Here is a 17854-nt window from a genome sequence, read left to right as displayed (position 1 = left end):
GCGCGCTGGCGCACCTGATCAATGACCTTATCCAGTCAGTGCTGCCAGCGATCTATCCGATGCTCAAGGCCAACTACGATCTGAGTTTTGCGCAGATTGGCATGATCACCTTGACCTTCCAGATCACAGCTTCGCTATTGCAGCCGTGGGTGGGTTTCTTCACCGACCGCAGGCCCACGCCCAACTTGCTGCCGCTGGGCACCCTGTGCACCTTGGTCGGCATCGTCATGCTGGCGTTCGTTGGCAGCTTCCCGATGATTCTGCTGGCATCGGCGCTGGTCGGTATCGGGTCTTCCACCTTCCATCCGGAAACGTCACGTATCGCCAGGCTGGCTTCAGGTGGCCGTTTTGGCTTGGCACAATCGACCTTCCAGGTAGGCGGCAACACCGGTTCTGCCTTTGGCCCGCTGCTGGCAGCGGCCATCGTCATTCCCTTCGGCCAGACCCACGTAGCCTGGTTCGGCGTGGCAGCACTGTTTTTCTTCGCCGTGACCCTGATGCTGCGCCGTTGGTACATGGAACACTTGAACCAGGCCAAGGCCCGCAAAACAATGCAGGCCCGCCATGGCATTTCCCGTGGGCGAGTGATTGCGGCGCTGATCGTGCTGGGGTTACTGGTGTTTTCCAAGTACTTCTACATGGCCAGCTTCACCAGCTATTTCACCTTCTACCTGATCGAAAAGTTCGACCTTTCGGTGGCAAGCTCGCAGTTGCATCTATTCCTTTTCCTCGGCGCGGTAGCCGCAGGTACGTTCTTCGGCGGGCCGATCGGTGACCGAATTGGGCGCAAAGCGGTGATCTGGTTCTCGATCCTGGGCGTGGCGCCGTTCACCCTGGTGCTGCCGTATGCCGACCTGTTCTGGACTACGGTACTGAGCGTGGTGATCGGTTTCATCCTCGCATCGGCGTTCTCGGCCATCGTGGTCTATGCCCAGGAACTGGTGCCGGGCAGTGTGGGCATGATTGCCGGGGTGTTCTTCGGGCTGATGTTCGGCTTTGGCGGCATCGGTGCCGCGCTGCTGGGCTACCTGGCCGATTGGCGCGGGATCGAATACGTGTATGGCTTGTGCTCGTACCTGCCGTTGTTCGGCCTGCTGGCAGTGTTCCTGCCGTCTACCAGCAAGCGTTGAGTTAGCTGGGGCCTCGCTGAGGCCCCATGGCAATTGACGGCTCAGCCTGCCTTGGCCTAGAGTGCCGTCTTTCATTTCACCCACCTGCGTAGTAGCCATCGCAATGCGCCGTAGCCAATCCCTCCCACACGCTCGCCAGCCTGCGCTTGAGGCCATGCGTCGTGCGTGGCCGAGCGATACGGTGCTCAAGCGTCGCCGCAGCGTGCTGTTCGCCTTCACGTTCTCGCCACACCCAGCCCTGATCTGACCCTGCGCCCTTGCCCCGTTCACCGTCCCGGTGCGCGTTGGGGCGCCTGTTTCTGCACGTCTTTTCGGTTTTGCCTGGAGTGGTACATGAACATGCGTTTGCTGGCGGGCCTTCTGTTCGCCGTGTCGGTGGTGGGCTTCAGCCTGGGAGCCAGCCTGCCGCTGGTGTCGTTGCGCTTGCACGAAGCCGGTGCTGGCACCCTTGAAATCGGCATCATCTCGGCCATTCCGGCCGCAGGCATGATGTTTTCGGCGTTCTTGGTCGATGCCTGCTGCCGGCACCTGACCCGGCGCACCATCTACCTGTTGTGCTTTAGCCTTTGCACGGTAAGCGTCGCGTTGCTCGATTCGGCCTTCGATTCGCTGTGGCTGCTGGCCCTGCTGCGTCTGGGGCTGGGTATCGGCATGGGCATTGCGATCATCCTCGGGGAGTCCTGGGTCAACGAACTGTGCCCGGATCACAACCGTGGCAAGATCATGGCCCTTTACGCCACCAGTTTCACGGGCTTCCAGGTCCTTGGCCCTGCACTGATCGCGCTGCTTGGCGCCGATAGCCCTTGGATCATCGGTGTGGTCATCCTAGGTTACGGCCTGGCTTTGCTATGTATCGTGCTGACAGTACCCAATGATCACGTCGAGCATGGCGATGATGACGAGAAAAGCTTCGGCCTGATGGGCTTCTTCCGCGTGGCGCCAGCGTTGTGCGTAGCGGTGCTGTTCTTTTCGTTCTTCGATGCCGTGGTGCTGTCGCTGCTGCCGGTGTATGCCACCAGCCATGGCTTTGCCGTGGCTGTGGCAGCACTGATGGTGACGGTGGTGTTCGCCGCAGACATGGTGTTCCAGCTGCCGTTGGGCTGGTTGGCCGACCGCGTAGAGCGCACGGGGCTGCATTTGATGTGCGGGCTGGTGGCGATGGCCATCGGCATCGCCTTGCCGTGGCTGCTGCAGGTGACCTGGCTGCTGTGGCCAATGCTGGTGCTGCTGGGCGCGGTGGCCGGTGGTATCTACACCTTGGCGCTGGTGCTGATCGGCCAGCGCTTCAAGGGCCAGGACCTGGTCACGGCCAACGCCAGCGTGGGCCTGTTGTGGGGCGTCGGCAGCCTGGTCGGGCCGCTGGTGAGCGGGGCGGCGATGGGTGTCGCACCCCATGGTCTGCCTATGGCGCTGGCGCTGATGGCAGGGTTGTTCGTGTGCTTTGCCCGGCAGTCCTGGCGCCGGGCAGGCAAAATGCGAGCGCTGGCCGATTGAGTTTGGCGGGTGGCCAGGGCCGGCCTGTTCGCGGGTGGATCGGGGCCCACGTCGCTAATCAGAATGTCCCGCGCAGCGTTACCGAGACATTGCGCGGGTCTCCCCAGTAATACCCGGTTGGCGTCGGCGCTACCTGGCGGTAGTACTTTTTATCGAAGATGTTGTTGGCATTGAGCTGCACCGAGTAGTGCTCGTTGAAGCGGTAGTTGACCATGGCGTTGTACACCGCGTAACCCGCCTGGCTAGCCTCGGCGCCGGGGTTGACGCCGCGTGCGTTGCTGGCCGCCCTTGAATAGATCGCACTCTGTGCCTGCACGCCACCGCCAACGGTCCAGGCATCGAGTTGACCCGGCAGCCGGTAGCTGGTGAATAGCTTGAGCAGGCGTTTGGGGTCAGTGGTGCGGATGGCATTGCCCTGGTTGGTCGGGTCGTTCAGGTACTCGGTGGTGTTGTAGGTGTAGCCACCGGCGACGTTCCAGCCTGGCAGCACCTCGCCGGAAATCTCCAGTTCGAAGCCTTGGCTACGGTTCTTGCCTGCGGCGATCTTGCAGTACCCGGTATTGACCCCACACGGCTGGCCGCTGGCGATGTCGTCGATCGCGTTACCCACTTGATAAATGCGAAACAACGCGAGCGATGCGTTCAGGCGCCCGTCGTAGAACTCGCCCTTGATGCCGGTTTCGTAGGCTTGACCTTCGACCGGTTCGAGCACCGAGCCGTTGATATCGGTGGAGGTTTGCGGGTTGAAGATTTCGGTATAGCTGGCGTAGGTGCTGAAGTTATCGTTCAGGTCATAAATCAGCGCGGCGTAGGGCACGATCTTGTTGTCGACGCTGAAGCTGCCATTGCTACTGGTGTTGTTCTCTTGCTCGTAGTCATACCAGTTGCTGCGTGCACCGATGATCGCCGTCAGCGGGTCGGCCAGCGAAATCCGCCAGGTGGCGTAGGCGCCTTGCTGGGTTGTGCGGGTGCGTACCGGGTGGGCGAGGATGTCGATATCGGGGTTGGCCAGGCTGGTTTTCGGGTCCCATTGGCGAATGTCGAAGACGCCCGACTGCACATAATTGGTCGCCGAGGCGTATGAGTCGTTGCGGATACGCTCCACGCCCAGCATCAGGTCATGGGTCCGGCCGAGTAGGTCGAACGGCCCGTTGAGGGTCGCGCTCAGGTTGTTTTGCAGGCTTTCACCGCCATCGCCTTCAGTAACCTGGTAGTTCATCAGGTAAGGGTTGTTGGTCGGGTTGGCAGAACCGGTGGCGCGGCTGAGGTAGGTTTGCTTAAAGCCATCGTCGGCCAGCTCGAAGTGGGTGCGCTGGGCCATCAACTTGAGCTTCCAGTCGTTGTCGAAGCGGTGCTCGAGTTCTGCGAAGGTTTGCAGGTTGCTGCGGTTCCAACGGTTCCAGTCGGCGCCCAGGTAAGTGCTGCGGCCCAGCGGTAGCGGCGAGCCGTCATAGTCGGCAGGTAGGTTGCCCCAGGCCCCGGTGGCATCGAGCTTGGTCCATTCAAGGCCGGTGGTCAGGGTGGTGCTGTCATTGAGGTCGAAGGCCAGCACACCGTACAGCACCTCCTTGCGCTCCTGGCGTGCTGCCTGGAAGTGGTCCTTGTCATCGTGCACGGCGATCACTCGGCCACGCACATTGCCGGTCTCGGTCAGCGGGCCGGAGAGGTCTGCCACGTAACGCTGGGCATCCCACGAGCCCAAGGTCACGCTGCCTTCGCCCTGGTACTGGTAGGTGGGGCGCTTGCGCACCAGGTTGACAGTGCCCGAAGGGTTGCCGGCACCGCGAATCATGCCAGTGGCGCCGCGCAGGATCTCGGCCCGGTCGATGATGGCCGAGTCGCTTTGAATGAACGAGCCGCCACCACTGCCCTGTACCACCGTGGCACCGTCATACTGGATGGCATCGATTGCGTAGCCGCGCGAATAGTACTGTACCCGCTCGCTGTCGGTCAGGTTCACGACCACGCCTGGGGTCTGCTCCAGCAAATGGGTGAGGTTGGTGATGTGCTGGTCATCGAGGCGCTGGCGCGTGATCACGGTGACCGACTGTGGCGTTTGCCGCAGGCTTTGCGCGGTCTTGCCGATGGTGACAGCGCCAGTGGTGTATGAGCCGCTGCGCTCGGTGGTCTCGCCCAGCCGAGCGCTGGAAATGCTGGTGGCTCCCAGTTGCAGCGCGCCGTCTGCAGCCATTGTCGGGGTCAGCACAAAGCTGCCGTGACCCTCTTGTTGCACCTGGACATCGCTGCCCTGCAACAGAATCGACAGCGCTTGAGCGCCATCATGACGACCCTGCACACCCTGTGTGGTCTTGCCTTGCAGGCTGCTGGCATCGTACGAGATGTTCAGCCCGGCTTGGCGGGCCAGTTGGTCCAGTGCCGCTGCCAGTGGGCCGGGTGCAATGTGCCAGTCGCGCGGCTGGCTATGGCTCGAAGGCGCCGCCAGGGCCACTGCCGGAGCAGCCAGGCCGCAGCCCAAGCCAAGGCCGAACACGCCAGCGCGCACAGCTTGGCTCAGCCGCACATTGCGGGGAAAACTGGGGTGGATCATGGAGCGCTCCTGAAGGTTGGTAGACCACTGTTGGGGCTTTATTCCCTTCAGGCCGAACGAGAATGAGATTCCACCTCATTTATTTCCAGAAATATTCAAACGGCGGCGACGCTCACCCAGTAACGCGTACGCAAGTCGATGCGCACCGGCAGGCTGCGCCTTAACAGTTGAAGGATCCGCAGCGTGTCGCCTAATTGATAGGTACCCGACACCCTCAGCCCCGCCACCTCTGGAGCGCAACGCAGCACGCCTGGGCGGTAGCGCGCCAGCTCGGCGATGAATTCACCCAGTGGCATCTGCTGCACGCTGAGCACGCCATCGGTCCAGCCCCACGGGTCGCCATGCCAGTGGGCGGGGGAGTAGGCGCCGCTGGCCAGCACTTGCAGCACTTCGCCAGCCTGCAGCTGCTTGGCAGCGCGGGTGTTCGGCAACAGCGTGACGGTGCCGCGACGCACCGCCAGCAATACACCCTGATCGTTTTCACGCAGTAGTAATTGCCCATCGCGGGTGCCCAACGCGCCGATGCGCGTGTTGATGCGATAAGGCCGGTCGTCGCTGGCGTTGCTGTCCAGGCTGACCTCGCCACGCAGCAGCGTCAGCTCACGGTAGTCGGCGCTGTAGTGCAGATCGATGGCACTGGCAGTGTTGAGTTGAATAAGGCTGCCATCACTGCCCTGGATGCGGCGGCGTTCGCCAGTGGCTGTGCGGTTGTCTGCCATCAGGGCTGGCAGGCCCAGGGGTTCGCGGGCGGCCCAACCGAGGCTGCCACCGACCGCTAGCACCGCCAGCAGCTTGAGGTGGTCACGGCGGCGGATCTGCAGGCGCCGGCTACCCTCCAGGGTGTTGCGGCTCAGTGCGTTCGGCAGCTCAGCCAGTTCATCGCTCAGGTTGCTGACCCGCAACCAGGCCTGGGCATTGTGCGGATGCTCGCCCAACCATTGCTCGAACGCACGGTGCGTTTCAGGGCTTGGCGTATCGAAGCGCAGTTTCACCAGCCACGCGATGGCCTGGTCGACCTGTGCCTGTGGCGGTGCTGGCTCACTCGGCATAACGTAGCCGGTAGCAAACGCCCAGCGCCTTGGCCAAGTCGCGCTCGACGGTGGCTCGTGAAACCGCCAGGTGCAGCGCGATCTTGGGGATGCTCAAACCCTCCAGCTGGGCCAGCAAAAAGGCCTGTCGGGTACGCGGCTTGAGCTGCTGCAGGGCACGGTCCAAGCGTTCGAGGGTATCGAGGATGATGCGTCGGTGCTCCTCGCTGGGCGCCTCGCCCTCAGGCAGCAGTGCCAGGCTTTCCTGATAGGCCCGCTCCAGCGCGCGGCGGCGGAACTGGTCGATCATCAGGCCACGGGCGATGCTGCTCAGGTAGGCGCGGGGCTCTTTGAGCGGTGATACCTGGCGCGCGCGTAGCAAGCGCACGAAGGTATCTTGTGCCAGGTCCGCCGCATGCTCCTGGCAGCCGACCCGGCTGCGCAGCCAGCCACGCAACCAGGCGTGATGCGACTGATAGAGCACAGCGACCTCGGCCGGTTTGAGCGTGTCGTTGATCTGCATCGTAGCGAAGGCCCGGTTTTGTGGATCATGTGCGTTTGTGAATGGTTCTCAATTCTATGCGGGGATGCTGGCACTGAGCAATGGCGTTTCTGGAATTACCTGAGCAAGATCCGGCGTTTGCCCGATGAGTGGCTGCGTTATGCTGGACCTGCCTGAAGCTGAAGGAGCGTTGCTAGATGCTTGCCGACCTTTTCCCTGACGCGTACCGCGCAGCCACGCACTACCTGGCTTCGCTGGATCCTGACTGGGCACGGCATATCCAGGCTACCGGGCCATGCCTGCATCGGGCCACCCCAGAGCGCGAGCCTTACGAAGCGTTGGTACGCGCCATCGCCTATCAACAGCTCCATGCACGGGCAGCCGAGGCGATACTTGGCCGGTTGCTGGCTCTGTTCCCCGGGCAGCCGTTTCCAGCGCCCGCACAACTGTTGGCGCTCAGTCCCGAGGTACTGCGCGGGTGTGGCTTTTCGGCGAGTAAGCTGGCCACCCTCCAGGGTATTGCGCAAGCCAGCCTGCAGGGCATCGTGCCAAGCCGCGATGAGGCACAAGAGCTATCCGATGATGCGTTGATAGCGCGCCTGGTGACGTTGCGTGGCGTGGGCCGCTGGACGGTGGAAATGCTGCTGATCTACTGCCTGGAGCGTTCGGATATTCTGCCGGTGGACGATTTTGGTGTGCGCGAGGGCTACCGTCGGCTCAAGGGGCTGGACAAGGCGCCGACGCCAGCTCAGATGCGCTCGCTCGGCGGTGCCTGGAGCCCGTACCGTACCGTTGCCGCCTGGTACCTGTGGCGGGCGTGAGCCACCGACCGAACTGACTGTCGAGGTAAACCGCGATGAAAGCTTTCACAACCGACCTTCAACGCTGGCAAGCCGTCGAAGCCCGCGATGCCTCTGGCGCCGGGCATTTCGTCTACGCGGTGCGCACCACCGGTGTGTACTGCCACCCCGGCTGCAAGGCGCGCATGGCCAAACGCGAGAATGTCGAGTTCTTCAACGACTCCAGCAGTGCCGAAGCCGCAGGCTACCGCCCGTGCCGCCGCTGCATGGCCCAGCCGAACGCTTCTCGGCGCGCAGACTTGGTGGCCCGCGCCTGTCGCTTGCTCGAACGCAGCGACAGCCCGCCGACGCTCGACCAACTCGGCGCGCAACTTGCCGTCAGCCCATTCCACCTGCACCGCTTGTTCAAAGCCGCAACCGGCCTCACGCCCAAGGCATACGCCAGCGCCTTTCGCGCCCGGCGCCTGCGCGAGCGGCTGGGCGATGGGGATGGGTCGGTAACCGATGCCATCTACGACGCGGGCTACAACTCCAACAGCCGTTTCTACCAGAGCGCCCCCCAGCGCCTGGGCATGCAACCCCGCGACTACCGGGCTGGCGGCGTGGGTGCGACCGTCCATTTCGCCATCGGCGAGTGTTCTCTGGGCGCAATCCTTGTAGCGCAAAGCGAAAAGGGCATCTGCGCCATCGCGCTGGGCGATGATCCCCAGGTTTTGCTCGAGCAGCTGCAGGATCAGTTTCCCAAGGCTCGTTTGATTGGGGGCGATGCCAGTTATGAGCGGCTGGTCGCCGAAGTGGTCGGGTTCGTCGAGGTGCCAGCACTGGGGTTGAACCTACCGTTGGACGTGCAGGGTACCGCCTTCCAGGAGCGGGTCTGGCAAGCGCTGCGCGAGGTGCCCGTGGGCAGCCAGGTCAGCTACAGCGATATCGCTGAACGCATCGGTGCACCAAAAGCGGTGCGGGCGGTAGCCAAGGCCTGTGGCGCCAATCGCATTGCGGTGGCCATCCCTTGCCATAGGGTGGTGCGCCGGGACGGCGATATCAGCGGCTATCGCTGGGGGGTAGAGCGCAAACGGCAGCTGCTGGCACGAGAAACGGCACTCACCTGAAGGCACCAAGGCGGGTAGAATCCACCGCCATATCGATGTGTGAAGAGGAACATTCGATGAGGCGCGTTTGCCTTGCCCGTTTTTGTCTGGCCTTCTTGGCCTTGATGTTGGTAGTGGCGCAGCCGGCCTGGTCGGCGCCCGTGGCACCCGCATCGAACCTTGCGGCCGGCGATTTGCCAGCGCTGGATGAAACCGCCAGCTATGAACAACTCAGTGACCGGCTCGACCTGATCCGCCAGGGGGTCACCAGCAACGCCAACGACGATGTGCTCTCGCAGTTGCGCTTGGCGACCGTGCAGGTGCAGCGCCAGGCTGATGCCTTGAGCACCTTGCGCGCCGCCGATGTGGCCAAACTGGACGATAAGCTCAATGTGCTGGGGCCGGTGCAGCCGGACGAAGCGCCGAGCATCACCCAGCAGCGCAAGCAGCTCGATGCCGAGAAAAAGGCGCTGGTGGCCGAACAGGATCAGGCCGCCAAGTTGACCCAGTCGGCCCGCGACCTGTCGACACAGATCGTCAACCTGCGCCGCAGCCAGTTCAACTCGCAGATCCTCAGCCGTGCCGCCAGTCCGTTGAGCCCCGCCTTCTGGTCGAGCCTGATCCGCCCCACCGATGATGATGTCGCTCGCCTGCGTGACCTGCGCAGTGAAGCTGGGGCTGCCTTGAACAGTGCCTTCAGCGCCGATCATCGCTGGTTCTTCATCGCCACTGTGGCGGCCGCGTTCCTGGTCTGGATCTGGCTGCGGCGGGTTATCGAGCGCATGTTGGCCGCTGCCATGGTGCGCTGGCTACCCGAGGGGCGCCTGCGCCGCAGCGCATTGGCCCTGAGCGTCAGCCTGGCCACCCTGGCCACCATCGCAGGGTCGGTATCGCTGCTGCGCTGGGGCCTTGAGAGCAGCGCAGAACTGGGCTCCGACGTTGCCAGCCTGACCAACCATTTCCTGACCCTAGTGGTGTTCAGCGCCTTCATCAGCGGCCTTGGCCGCGCCATGCTCATGCTGCAGCGCCCATCCTGGCGCCTGCCAGCAATCCACGACGAAGTGGCTGCGGCCCTGGGCTGGTTCCCCAAGCTGCTGGCATTGGCGCTGATGGTGATGCTGACCATCGAGCGCATCAACAGTGTGATCGGCACAAGCCTGGCGCTGACCGTGGCCACCAATGGCCTGACGGCGTTGGTGGTGGCGGCGATTTTCTCGTTTGCCCTGGTGCGATACCGCCGCACGTTGCGTGAGCATCAACTGCCCCGCCCGGCAGGGTTGGCGGGCTTGATCCCGTTCGTGATCGTGGTGTGGGTCGGTTTGATCGTGCTGAGCCTGCTGGCCGGCTACCTGACGTTGGCTTACTTCCTCACCGGCAAGCTGCTGTGGATCAGCGTGGTCGGGGTGTGCGCCTACCTGCTCACCACCTTCTTTAGCGACCTGTGCGAAATCCTGCTCTCGCCTCGCCAGCCAGGGGGGCTGACGCTGGCCGCGAGCCTGGGCTTGGCACCGCGCCACCAGGCGCAGGCCAGCACCGTGCTGGTGGGTATCAGTCGCACGGTGCTGCTGCTCATGGCCATCCTGCTGGCGTTGATGCCATCGGGCACGAGCCCCGGCGAGTTGCTGCTGAGCCTGGGAGATTGGGACGGCACCGGCGGCAAGCTGCTCGGCAACCTCAACATCGTGCCGCAGGACATTGTGCTGGCGTTGTTGATCTTTGTGGGTGGCTGGTTCGCCATACGGGTGCTCAAGCGCTGGCTGAGCGAGCGGTTGCTGCCGGAAACCGACATGGATGCAGGTATGCGGGCCTCGCTGGTGACCCTCGTGGGGTACCTCGGTTTCCTGTTCCTGGCCATGTTGGTGATGTCGACCCTGCATATCAACCTGACCAGCCTGACGTGGGTCGTCAGTGCGCTGTCGGTGGGCATCGGTTTCGGTTTGCAGCAGATCGTGCAGAACTTCATCTCCGGCCTGATCCTGCTGACCGAGCGCCCGGTGAAGGTGGGCGATTGGGTGAGCCTGGCAGGGGTCGAGGGGGATATCCGCCGGATCAACGTACGTGCTACCGAAATCCAGATGTCCGACCGCTCAACGGTGATTGTGCCCAACTCGCAGTTCATTTCGCAGAATGTGCGAAACGTGACCATGGGCAATGCCCTGGGCGTGGTGGGTATCACGCTGACGTTGCCGCTGGATACCGATGCCAACCGCGTGCGTGAACTGCTGCTGGCGGCCTATCAGGAGCATGAAGCGATCCTTGACGCGCCGGCCAGTTCGGTCAGTTTCAAGGAGCTGACTTCGACGGGCATGGTCATTGGTGTGAGTGGCTTTGTGGCGGGGCCGCGGCAGGTATCGGGCACTCGCAGCGATTTACTGTTCACCATTCTGGGCCGCTTGCGCGAAGAGGGGATCGCCCTGTCGTCGCCCCAGAGCATGGTGCTGCTGCAGGAAGGCACGCGCGGGGGCGATGAGCCTTCGTGAGCATTTTGCCGCTGAGGGCCGTTCGTAACGCGAATGTCTTTATAGCCCAACGTCGTTGAGGCCAACAGGTGTTCGCCTCAGCGCCTGGTCAGGCGCTGAGGCTGATGCGTCCTAGTCGACGCCTGGCCTTGAAGGCGATGAAGGCGTCGTGGTGCACACCTCTGGCCCATCACCCCAAACAGCGGGTCACATGCTTCACCGACTGATAAGCCGACAACCCCCAGGGCCCCAGCTCGCGACCAATTCCGCTGCCCTTGGTGCCGCCCCAAGACGTCTCTACGAACACTGCCTGTACCGAGTTGATCCACACATGCCCGACTTCCAGGGCATCGGCGACACGTTCGGCGCGTGCCAGGTCGGCGCAGCACACCGTGGCAACCAGCCCGAAACGGCTGTCGTTGGCCTCGGCAATCGCCTGTTCCTCAGTGGCGAAGCGGCGCGCGCAGAGTACCGGGCCGAAGATTTCCTCGCTCCATAGGCGGCTATCCTTGGGCACGTCGGTATACAGTGTCGGGCTCACGAACCAGCCTTCGCGGTCCAGCGCCTGTCCACCTGCCAGGCAATGCAGGCCTTCTTCACGGGCGGTGGCGAAGTAGCTGGCAACCTTCAGCCATTGAGCCTGGCTGGTCAGCGGCCCCATATCGACGTCTTCGGTCAAGGGGTTTCCCACCCGCAGCTTTTGCAGCGCCGCCTGCAGACGCGGCAGCAGCGTATCGGCAATGCCCTCCTGCACCAGCAGGCGCGAAGTGGCCGAACACATCTGGCCGGCGTTCCAGGTGATACCGGCGACGATCCATTGCACTGCCTGGTCCGGGTCGCAATCGTCGAACACCACGATCGCCGATTTGCCACCCAGCTCCAGGGTCACCGGTCGGCATTGGGCCGAGGCACTGCGCATCACCAGGCTACCGACGCTGTTGCTGCCGGTGAACGAGAGTTTGTCCAAACCGTTGTGGTTGCTCAACGCGGCGCCTGTTTCAGCCTTGCCATTGACGATGTTCAGTACACCGGCCGGCAGGCCCAGGCTATCGGCAATCTGGCCGTAAGCCAGCTCGATGAGCGGCGTCACTTCCGAGGGTTTGAGCACCACGGTGCAGCCGGCAGCCAGGGCTGGCGCAAGCTTCCAGGCGCTGGTCACCAGGGGGAAGTTCCATGGCACGATCAGGCCGACGACGCCCACCGGCTCCAGGCGGGTGCGCGCCGTGAAACCGGGCGCAGCCAACGGCACCTCGCGGTTTTTCGATGGCAGTTGCTCGGCCAGGTCGGCGTAGTAAGCGAAGGTGGCGATCGCATCGTCCAAGTCGATCTCGGCCTCATGGCGTGGTTTGCCATTGTTGCGCATCTGCAGCGCGATCAATTCCTCGCGACGCTGGCCGAGCTGTTCGGCAAAACCGCGCAGGTAGGCGGCACGCGCTTGGCTACTGACCCGTTTCCAGGTCGTCAGGGCCTGGCGCGCAGCGCTCACAGCCTGGTCGACCTGGGCCACGCTGGCAGCCATCAGTTCGGCAAACGGCAAGCCCAGTGCAGGCTCGTTGACGTTAATGCAGTCGCTGCCCTGGCCTTCGACCCAGCGCCCGCCAATGTAGTGGGAAGTATTCATGCAGATAATCCAGTCAGGCTGTTTCGGCAGCGGTTACAGGAGGATGCTCGGCGCTTTTGCAGCGCACCCAGCGCGGGCCTTTTGGGCCATACACGCCAGCAGGTTCAGGGAACAGGTTGAGCAGCAGCAGGTACAGCACACCGGCCAGGCCCAAAGTTACCGGCAGGCTCAGGTCGATGCCCCCGGCCAGGTTGCCCAAGGGGCCGACGAATTGCCCTGGCAGGTTGACGAAGCACAACCCGACCACCGCGCTGGGGATCCACGCGCCCATGCCACGCCAGTTCCAGCCGTGCAGGAACCAGTAGTGCCCGCCACGCTGGCCGCGGGTAAACACCTGCAGGTCGTCGGCATGGTAAAAACCGCGCCGGGTGATCAGGCCGATGATCATGATCACCATCCAGGGGCTGGTGCAGGTGATGATCAGGACGGCGAAGGTCGACACGCTCTGCACCAGGTTGAAGGCGAAGCGGCCGATGAAGATGAAGCCGATCGCCAGTACACCGATCAGCAAGGTAGCGCCAGCGCGGCTGAGCAGGCGCGGGAACACGCTGGACATGTCCAGCCCGGTGCCATATAGCGCGGTGGTGCCGGTGGACATGCCGCCGATCACGGCAATCAGGCACACCGGCAGGAAGAACCAGCTCGGCGCCACCGCCAGCAGGCCGCCGACGTAGTTGTTGGCAGCGACGTAATCGGGCGCTTGGGTGGCCACCAGGGTGGCGGTGCACAGGCCGAACAAGAATGGGATCAGCGTCGCGACCTGTGCTGCAATCACCGCCAGCATGATGCGCGACTTAGGGGTTTGCCGTGGAATGTAGCGCGACCAGTCGCCGAGGAAGGCACCGAACGACACCGGATTGCTCATTGCCAGGATCGCGGCACCGACGAAAGCTGCCCAAAACCCCGGCTGGCTTAGGTTGACGCTACCAGCAAAGCCCGCATCGAATGGGCCGGCAAAGGCGAATATGCCTAGCAGAAACAGCAGGCTCGACGCCCAGACGGCGACCTTGTTGACCCACAGCATGAAGCGAAAACCAAAGATGCACACAACCAGCACCAGCACCGCGAACAGGCCGTAGGCCAGGCCCAAGGTCAGGTCGGTTTCCGGCAGCCCGGCCAGGCGCTTGGCGCCGCCGACCAGGGCATCACCTGAGCTCCACACCGACAGTGAAAAGAACGCCACAGCGGTGAGCAGCGACAGGAACGAGCCAACGATGCGCCCGTGCACACCAAAGTGTGCGCCCGATGACACCGCGTTGTTGGTGCCGTTGAGCGCACCGAACAGGCCCATGGGGGCGAGGATCAGTGCGCCAACGCCAACGCCGAGCAGAATTGCCCAGACGCCGGCCTGGAACGATAGCCCGAACAGCACTGGGAAGCTGCCCAATACGGCAGTGGCGAAGGTATTGGCACCGCCGAAGATCAGGCGGAACAGGTCTAGCGGGCAAGCGTCGCGTTGATCGTCGGGGATCTGTTCGACGCCATTGGTCTCGATACCGGTCGAGTGGCTCATGGTGATGCTCCAGCGCGGTTGTTGTAGGCCCGCAGCTATGTGTGGGCCCTATTGTGGGTGCGATGGCAGTGCGGCAAGGCCGCGTAAGTTGGATCAGGATGCAGTCACGACCGACAAGTGCTCGTGGCACGCCAGCCAATGATCGCCCTGGCGGCGAAACACGATGGTTTCGCGTTCGGCCAGTTGGTGTTCTTCGCCGGCAAGGCGGATATGCGTAGCCACGTCATGCATGAAGATGGCTACTTCCCCTTGCAGGCTCACCTGCACGTTGCTCGACTCACAGCCGAGCACGGCCAAACCCTCGGCCTGCCATTGGGCCCAGAGCGCTTGGTATTCACGGCGCGAGAGCAGTGGCTGGGGCAAGGTGTGGAACAGGAACGTGGCGTCTTCGCTGAAACAGGCGAAATAGCGTGCGCTGTCGTTGCTGGCGAAGGCTGCGATCAGGTCGGCGGCGGCTTTGCGTACTTGAGCGGTCTGGTCCACGACAGTGGCCTCACGATTATTGTGATTGTGGTGAAGCGATTCTGGTGGCGACGCAGAAGGGGAAAAATCGCTAAGGAAAAATAATCACTTCAGAAATCTGTGAAGTGATGGTCGTCAGGCCCTAGCCTGCCCACCCGACTGACGGTTCTACGCGATCCTGATCCTTGCCTACGCTCAAACTCCCACCCTTTGCGAGTAGGAGATGCGTCATGGCGTTCCAATACAAGCGTCTGGACAAGAATGATGCCGCCGTTCTTTTGGTCGACCATCAAACGGGCCTGTTATCGCTGGTACGCGATATCGACCCCGACCGGTTCAAGAACAACGTGCTGGCGCTCTCTGACCTAGCCAAGTACTTCAAGCTGCCGACCATCCTGACCACCAGTTTCGAAACCGGCCCCAACGGCCCGCTGGTTCCGGAGCTCAAGGAGCAGTTCCCTGACGCCCCCTATATCGCCCGCCCTGGCAATATCAACGCCTGGGACAACGAAGATTTCGTCAAGGCGGTGAAGGCCACTGGCAGGAAACAGCTGCTGATCGCCGGGGTAGTCACCGAAGTCTGCGTAGCCTTTCCGGCATTGTCAGCCTTGGAGGAGGGCTTTGAGGTATTCGTGGTGACCGACGCCTCTGGCACTTTCAACGAGTTGACCCGCGACTCGGCCTGGCGGCGCATGGAGGCAGCCGGTGCTCAGCTGATGACCTGGTTTGGCGTGGCTTGCGAGCTGCACCGTGATTGGCGCAACGATGTCGAGGGGCTGGGTACGCTGTTCTCCAATCACATCCCCGACTATCGCAATCTGATGACCAGTTACGACAAGCTGGCGAAGTAGGGTAGCAAGGGCGTTGCCAGACGAGCAAAGCGGTTTGCTGTCATGTCCAGTGCTCGATTAGTCTGAGTGCAACGCCCTTAACGCAATCGAGGAATACGTATGAAGGAACATACCTATCAGGTGACGGTGGATTGGGTGGGCAATACGGGTGAGGGCACATCCAGCTATACCTCCTATCAGCGCAATTTCACCGCCCAAGCCCTGAACAAACCTGTGCTTGAGGGCTCTGCAGACTCGGCCTTTCGCGGTGATGCCAGCCGCTGGAACCCCGAGGACATGCTTGTCGCATCGCTTTCGGCCTGTCACAAGCTCTGGTACTTACACCTATGCGCAGTCAACGCGGTGAATGTGCTTGAGTATGTCGATAATGCTCAGGGGCGAATGGTTGAAGGCGATGCTCATCGTAAAGGGCATTTCACTGAAGTGGTGCTGCGTCCACAGATCGTGGTCAGCGCAGAGTCCGATGTAACCCTTGCAAGGCAGCTGCATGATACTGCCCATCATGAGTGTTTCCTGGCCAATTCGGTCAATTTTCCAGTGCGCTGCGAACCGGCTATCCACCGCCAGGGCTAAAGAAAAAACCCCTTGCGGCGTGGGCAGCAAGGGGTTTTTTTGGCTTGCACAGCGCTTTGTGCGTTACACGTTGAAGCGGAAGTGCATAACGTCACCGTCTTTGACGATGTAGTCCTTGCCTTCAAGGCGCCATTTGCCGGCTTCCTTGGCGCCGCTTTCACCCTTGAACTGGATGAAGTCGTCGTAGGCCACCACTTCGGCGCGGATGAAGCCTTTCTCGAAGTCGGTGTGGATCACCCCTGCGGCTTGCGGGGCGGTGGCGCCGACGCGCACGGTCCACGCGCGAACTTCCTGCACGCCAGCAGTGAAGTACGTTTGCAGGTTGAGTAGCTCATAACCGGCACGGATTACACGGTTCAGGCCAGGCTCTTCCAGGCCCAGGGCCTCGAGGAACATATCTTTCTCTTCACCGTCGTCCAGCTCGGCGATTTCCGCTTCGATCTTGTTGCACACCGGCACCACGACCGCGCCTTCTTCTTCGGCAATGGCCTTGACCACGTCCAGGTGCGGGTTGTTCTCGAAGCCGTCTTCGGCCACGTTGGCGATGTACATCACAGGTTTGCTGGTCAGCAGGTGGAAGCCGCGGATCAGGGCCTTTTCATCATCAGCCATGTTCTTCATCAGGCTGCGCGCAGGCTTGCCTTCGGTGAAGTGCGGGATGAGCTTCTCCAGGATCGCCTTCTGGGCCAGGGCATCCTTGTCACCGCCCTTGGCATTGCGGGCTACTTTCTGCAGCTGTTTTTCGCAGCTGTCCAGGTCGGCGAAGATCAGTTCGAGGTCGATGATCTCGATGTCACGCTTGGGGTCGACGCTATTGGAAACGTGGATCACGTTTTCATCTTCGAAGCAGCGCACCACATGGGCGATGGCATCGGTCTCACGGATGTTGGCCAGGAACTTGTTGCCCAGGCCTTCACCTTTCGACGCCCCGGCCACCAGGCCTGCGATGTCGACGAACTCCATGGTGGTCGGCAGGATGCGGTTGGGCTTGACGATTTCCGCCAGGGCTGCCAGGCGTGCATCGGGCATCGGCACGATGCCGCTGTTCGGCTCGATGGTGCAGAAAGGGAAGTTCTCCGCCGCGATGCCAGACTTGGTCAGGGCGTTGAACAGGGTGGACTTGCCGACGTTGGGCAGGCCGACGATGCCGCAATTGAAACCCATGGGTATTCCCCTCTCTAGGAAATCAGGCCTTCTGGCTGTGCAACTCGCGCATGGCCTTGGCGAAGTCGCCAGCCAGTACGTCCGGCAGCACGCCGAGGGCAAAATCGATGCTGGCGTCGAGCTTCTCCTGCTCGGCGCGCGGCGCGCGGCCCAGGACGAAGTTGGAGACCAGTTTGGCGTCACCTGGGTGGCCGATGCCAAGCCGCAGGCGATGGAAGTCGTTCTGGTTGCCGAGCTGCGCGATGATGTCGCGTAGGCCGTTGTGCCCCCCATGGCCGCCGCCGCGCTTGAGCTTGGCAACGCCCGGAGGCAGGTCGAGTTCGTCATGTGCCACCAGGATTGCTTCCGGCTTGATGCGGAAGAAATTCGCCAATGCCGCCACGGCCTGGCCGCTGCGGTTCATGTAGGTGGTGGGGATCAACAGACGAACGTCGTTGCCCTGATGGCTGAACTTAGCCGTCAGGCCGAAATATTTCTTGTCAGCGGTCAGCGATACCCGCTGGGCGCTGGCAATGCGTTCTACGAAAAGAGCCCCTGCGTTATGCCGGGTCTGTTCGTATTCGGGGCCGGGGTTACCCAGGCCGACGATCAACTGGATGGCGGTCACGTCAGGGGCTCTTC

Annotated in this window: 16 protein-coding genes; 8 read left to right on the top strand and 8 right to left on the bottom strand. The window is 62.4% G+C overall.

Annotated elements, in window-relative coordinates; all coding sequences use genetic code 11:
* The 3 genes from ACK59H_RS08285 to ACK59H_RS08275 all read left to right on the top strand — a co-directional run.
* Nucleotides 1–1130: MFS transporter (locus ACK59H_RS08285; protein ID WP_409264393.1), on the top strand; the 1130-nt coding region annotated here is incomplete at its 5' end.
* A 103-nt stretch (nt 1131–1233) separates the two neighbouring features.
* Nucleotides 1234–1377: a hypothetical protein gene (locus ACK59H_RS08280; RefSeq protein WP_186478252.1), complete on the top strand. Its 144-nt coding sequence runs from the start codon at nt 1234–1236 to the stop codon at nt 1375–1377.
* An 86-nt stretch (nt 1378–1463) separates the two neighbouring features.
* On the top strand, nt 1464–2624 hold the full coding sequence (locus ACK59H_RS08275; protein WP_409264392.1) for an MFS transporter: 1161 nt from the start codon (nt 1464–1466) through the stop codon (nt 2622–2624).
* Nucleotides 2625–2682: 58 nt separating this feature from the next.
* Here the strand turns inward: ACK59H_RS08275 and ACK59H_RS08270 are convergent, their stop codons facing one another.
* The 3 genes from ACK59H_RS08270 to ACK59H_RS08260 form a co-directional block, all read right to left on the bottom strand.
* Complete coding sequence (locus ACK59H_RS08270) at nt 2683–5172, bottom strand: TonB-dependent receptor (RefSeq protein WP_060477521.1); 2490 nt, start codon at nt 5170–5172, stop codon at nt 2683–2685.
* Between the two features lie 95 nt (nt 5173–5267).
* Complete coding sequence (locus ACK59H_RS08265) at nt 5268–6221, bottom strand: FecR domain-containing protein (RefSeq protein ID WP_060477522.1); 954 nt, start codon at nt 6219–6221, stop codon at nt 5268–5270.
* Nucleotides 6211–6723, bottom strand: coding sequence for a sigma-70 family RNA polymerase sigma factor (locus ACK59H_RS08260; protein ID WP_060477523.1), 513 nt, complete (start codon nt 6721–6723; stop codon nt 6211–6213). The genes ACK59H_RS08265 and ACK59H_RS08260 overlap by 11 nt, the downstream gene beginning before the upstream one ends.
* A gap of 176 nt (nt 6724–6899) precedes the next feature.
* On the opposite strand from ACK59H_RS08260, the gene ACK59H_RS08255 reads away from it, so the two are divergent.
* From ACK59H_RS08255 to ACK59H_RS08245, 3 genes are read left to right on the top strand one after another with little or no spacing between them, the layout of a single operon-like run.
* A complete protein-coding gene (locus ACK59H_RS08255; protein WP_060477524.1) occupies nt 6900–7523 on the top strand; it encodes a DNA-3-methyladenine glycosylase in 624 nt (207 codons plus the stop codon).
* A 35-nt stretch (nt 7524–7558) separates the two neighbouring features.
* Complete coding sequence (ada, locus tag ACK59H_RS08250) at nt 7559–8611, top strand: bifunctional DNA-binding transcriptional regulator/O6-methylguanine-DNA methyltransferase Ada (RefSeq protein ID WP_060477525.1); 1053 nt, start codon at nt 7559–7561, stop codon at nt 8609–8611.
* 56 nt (nt 8612–8667) lie between these two features.
* Complete coding sequence (locus ACK59H_RS08245) at nt 8668–11070, top strand: DUF3772 domain-containing protein (RefSeq protein WP_060477526.1); 2403 nt, start codon at nt 8668–8670, stop codon at nt 11068–11070.
* A gap of 169 nt (nt 11071–11239) precedes the next feature.
* On the opposite strand, the gene ACK59H_RS08240 is transcribed toward ACK59H_RS08245, so the two are convergent.
* From ACK59H_RS08240 to ACK59H_RS08230, 3 genes are all read right to left on the bottom strand, one after another.
* Entirely contained in the window at nt 11240–12670 is a 1431-nt protein-coding gene (locus ACK59H_RS08240) for an aldehyde dehydrogenase family protein (RefSeq protein WP_060477527.1), read from the bottom strand.
* 13 nt (nt 12671–12683) lie between these two features.
* Nucleotides 12684–14183, bottom strand: coding sequence for a cytosine permease (locus ACK59H_RS08235; protein WP_060477528.1), 1500 nt, complete (start codon nt 14181–14183; stop codon nt 12684–12686).
* A 93-nt stretch (nt 14184–14276) separates the two neighbouring features.
* On the bottom strand, nt 14277–14666 hold the full coding sequence (locus ACK59H_RS08230) for a nuclear transport factor 2 family protein (protein ID WP_060477529.1): 390 nt from the start codon (nt 14664–14666) through the stop codon (nt 14277–14279).
* A 209-nt stretch (nt 14667–14875) separates the two neighbouring features.
* On the opposite strand from ACK59H_RS08230, the gene ycaC reads away from it, so the two are divergent.
* A complete protein-coding gene (ycaC, locus tag ACK59H_RS08225) occupies nt 14876–15496 on the top strand; it encodes an isochorismate family cysteine hydrolase YcaC (protein ID WP_060477530.1) in 621 nt (206 codons plus the stop codon).
* A gap of 99 nt (nt 15497–15595) precedes the next feature.
* On the top strand, nt 15596–16069 hold the full coding sequence (locus tag ACK59H_RS08220; protein WP_060477531.1) for an OsmC family protein: 474 nt from the start codon (nt 15596–15598) through the stop codon (nt 16067–16069).
* A 63-nt stretch (nt 16070–16132) separates the two neighbouring features.
* Here ACK59H_RS08220 and ychF read toward each other — a convergent pair whose 3' ends face one another.
* Both ychF and pth read right to left on the bottom strand, forming a co-directional pair.
* Entirely contained in the window at nt 16133–17233 is a 1101-nt protein-coding gene (ychF, locus tag ACK59H_RS08215; RefSeq protein WP_060477532.1) for a redox-regulated ATPase YchF, read from the bottom strand.
* A 22-nt stretch (nt 17234–17255) separates the two neighbouring features.
* Nucleotides 17256–17840 carry an aminoacyl-tRNA hydrolase gene (gene pth, locus ACK59H_RS08210; protein WP_009686183.1) on the bottom strand — a complete coding sequence of 195 codons (585 nt, stop codon included), beginning with the start codon at nt 17838–17840 and terminating at the stop codon, nt 17256–17258.
* Nucleotides 17841–17854: the final 14 nt, after the last annotated feature.

This window comes from Pseudomonas sp. KCJK9000, from assembly GCF_046230725.1.
Classification (GTDB): Bacteria; Pseudomonadota; Gammaproteobacteria; order Pseudomonadales; family Pseudomonadaceae; genus Aquipseudomonas; species Aquipseudomonas promysalinigenes.
This window is presented reverse-complemented; position numbering and strand designations above follow the sequence as displayed.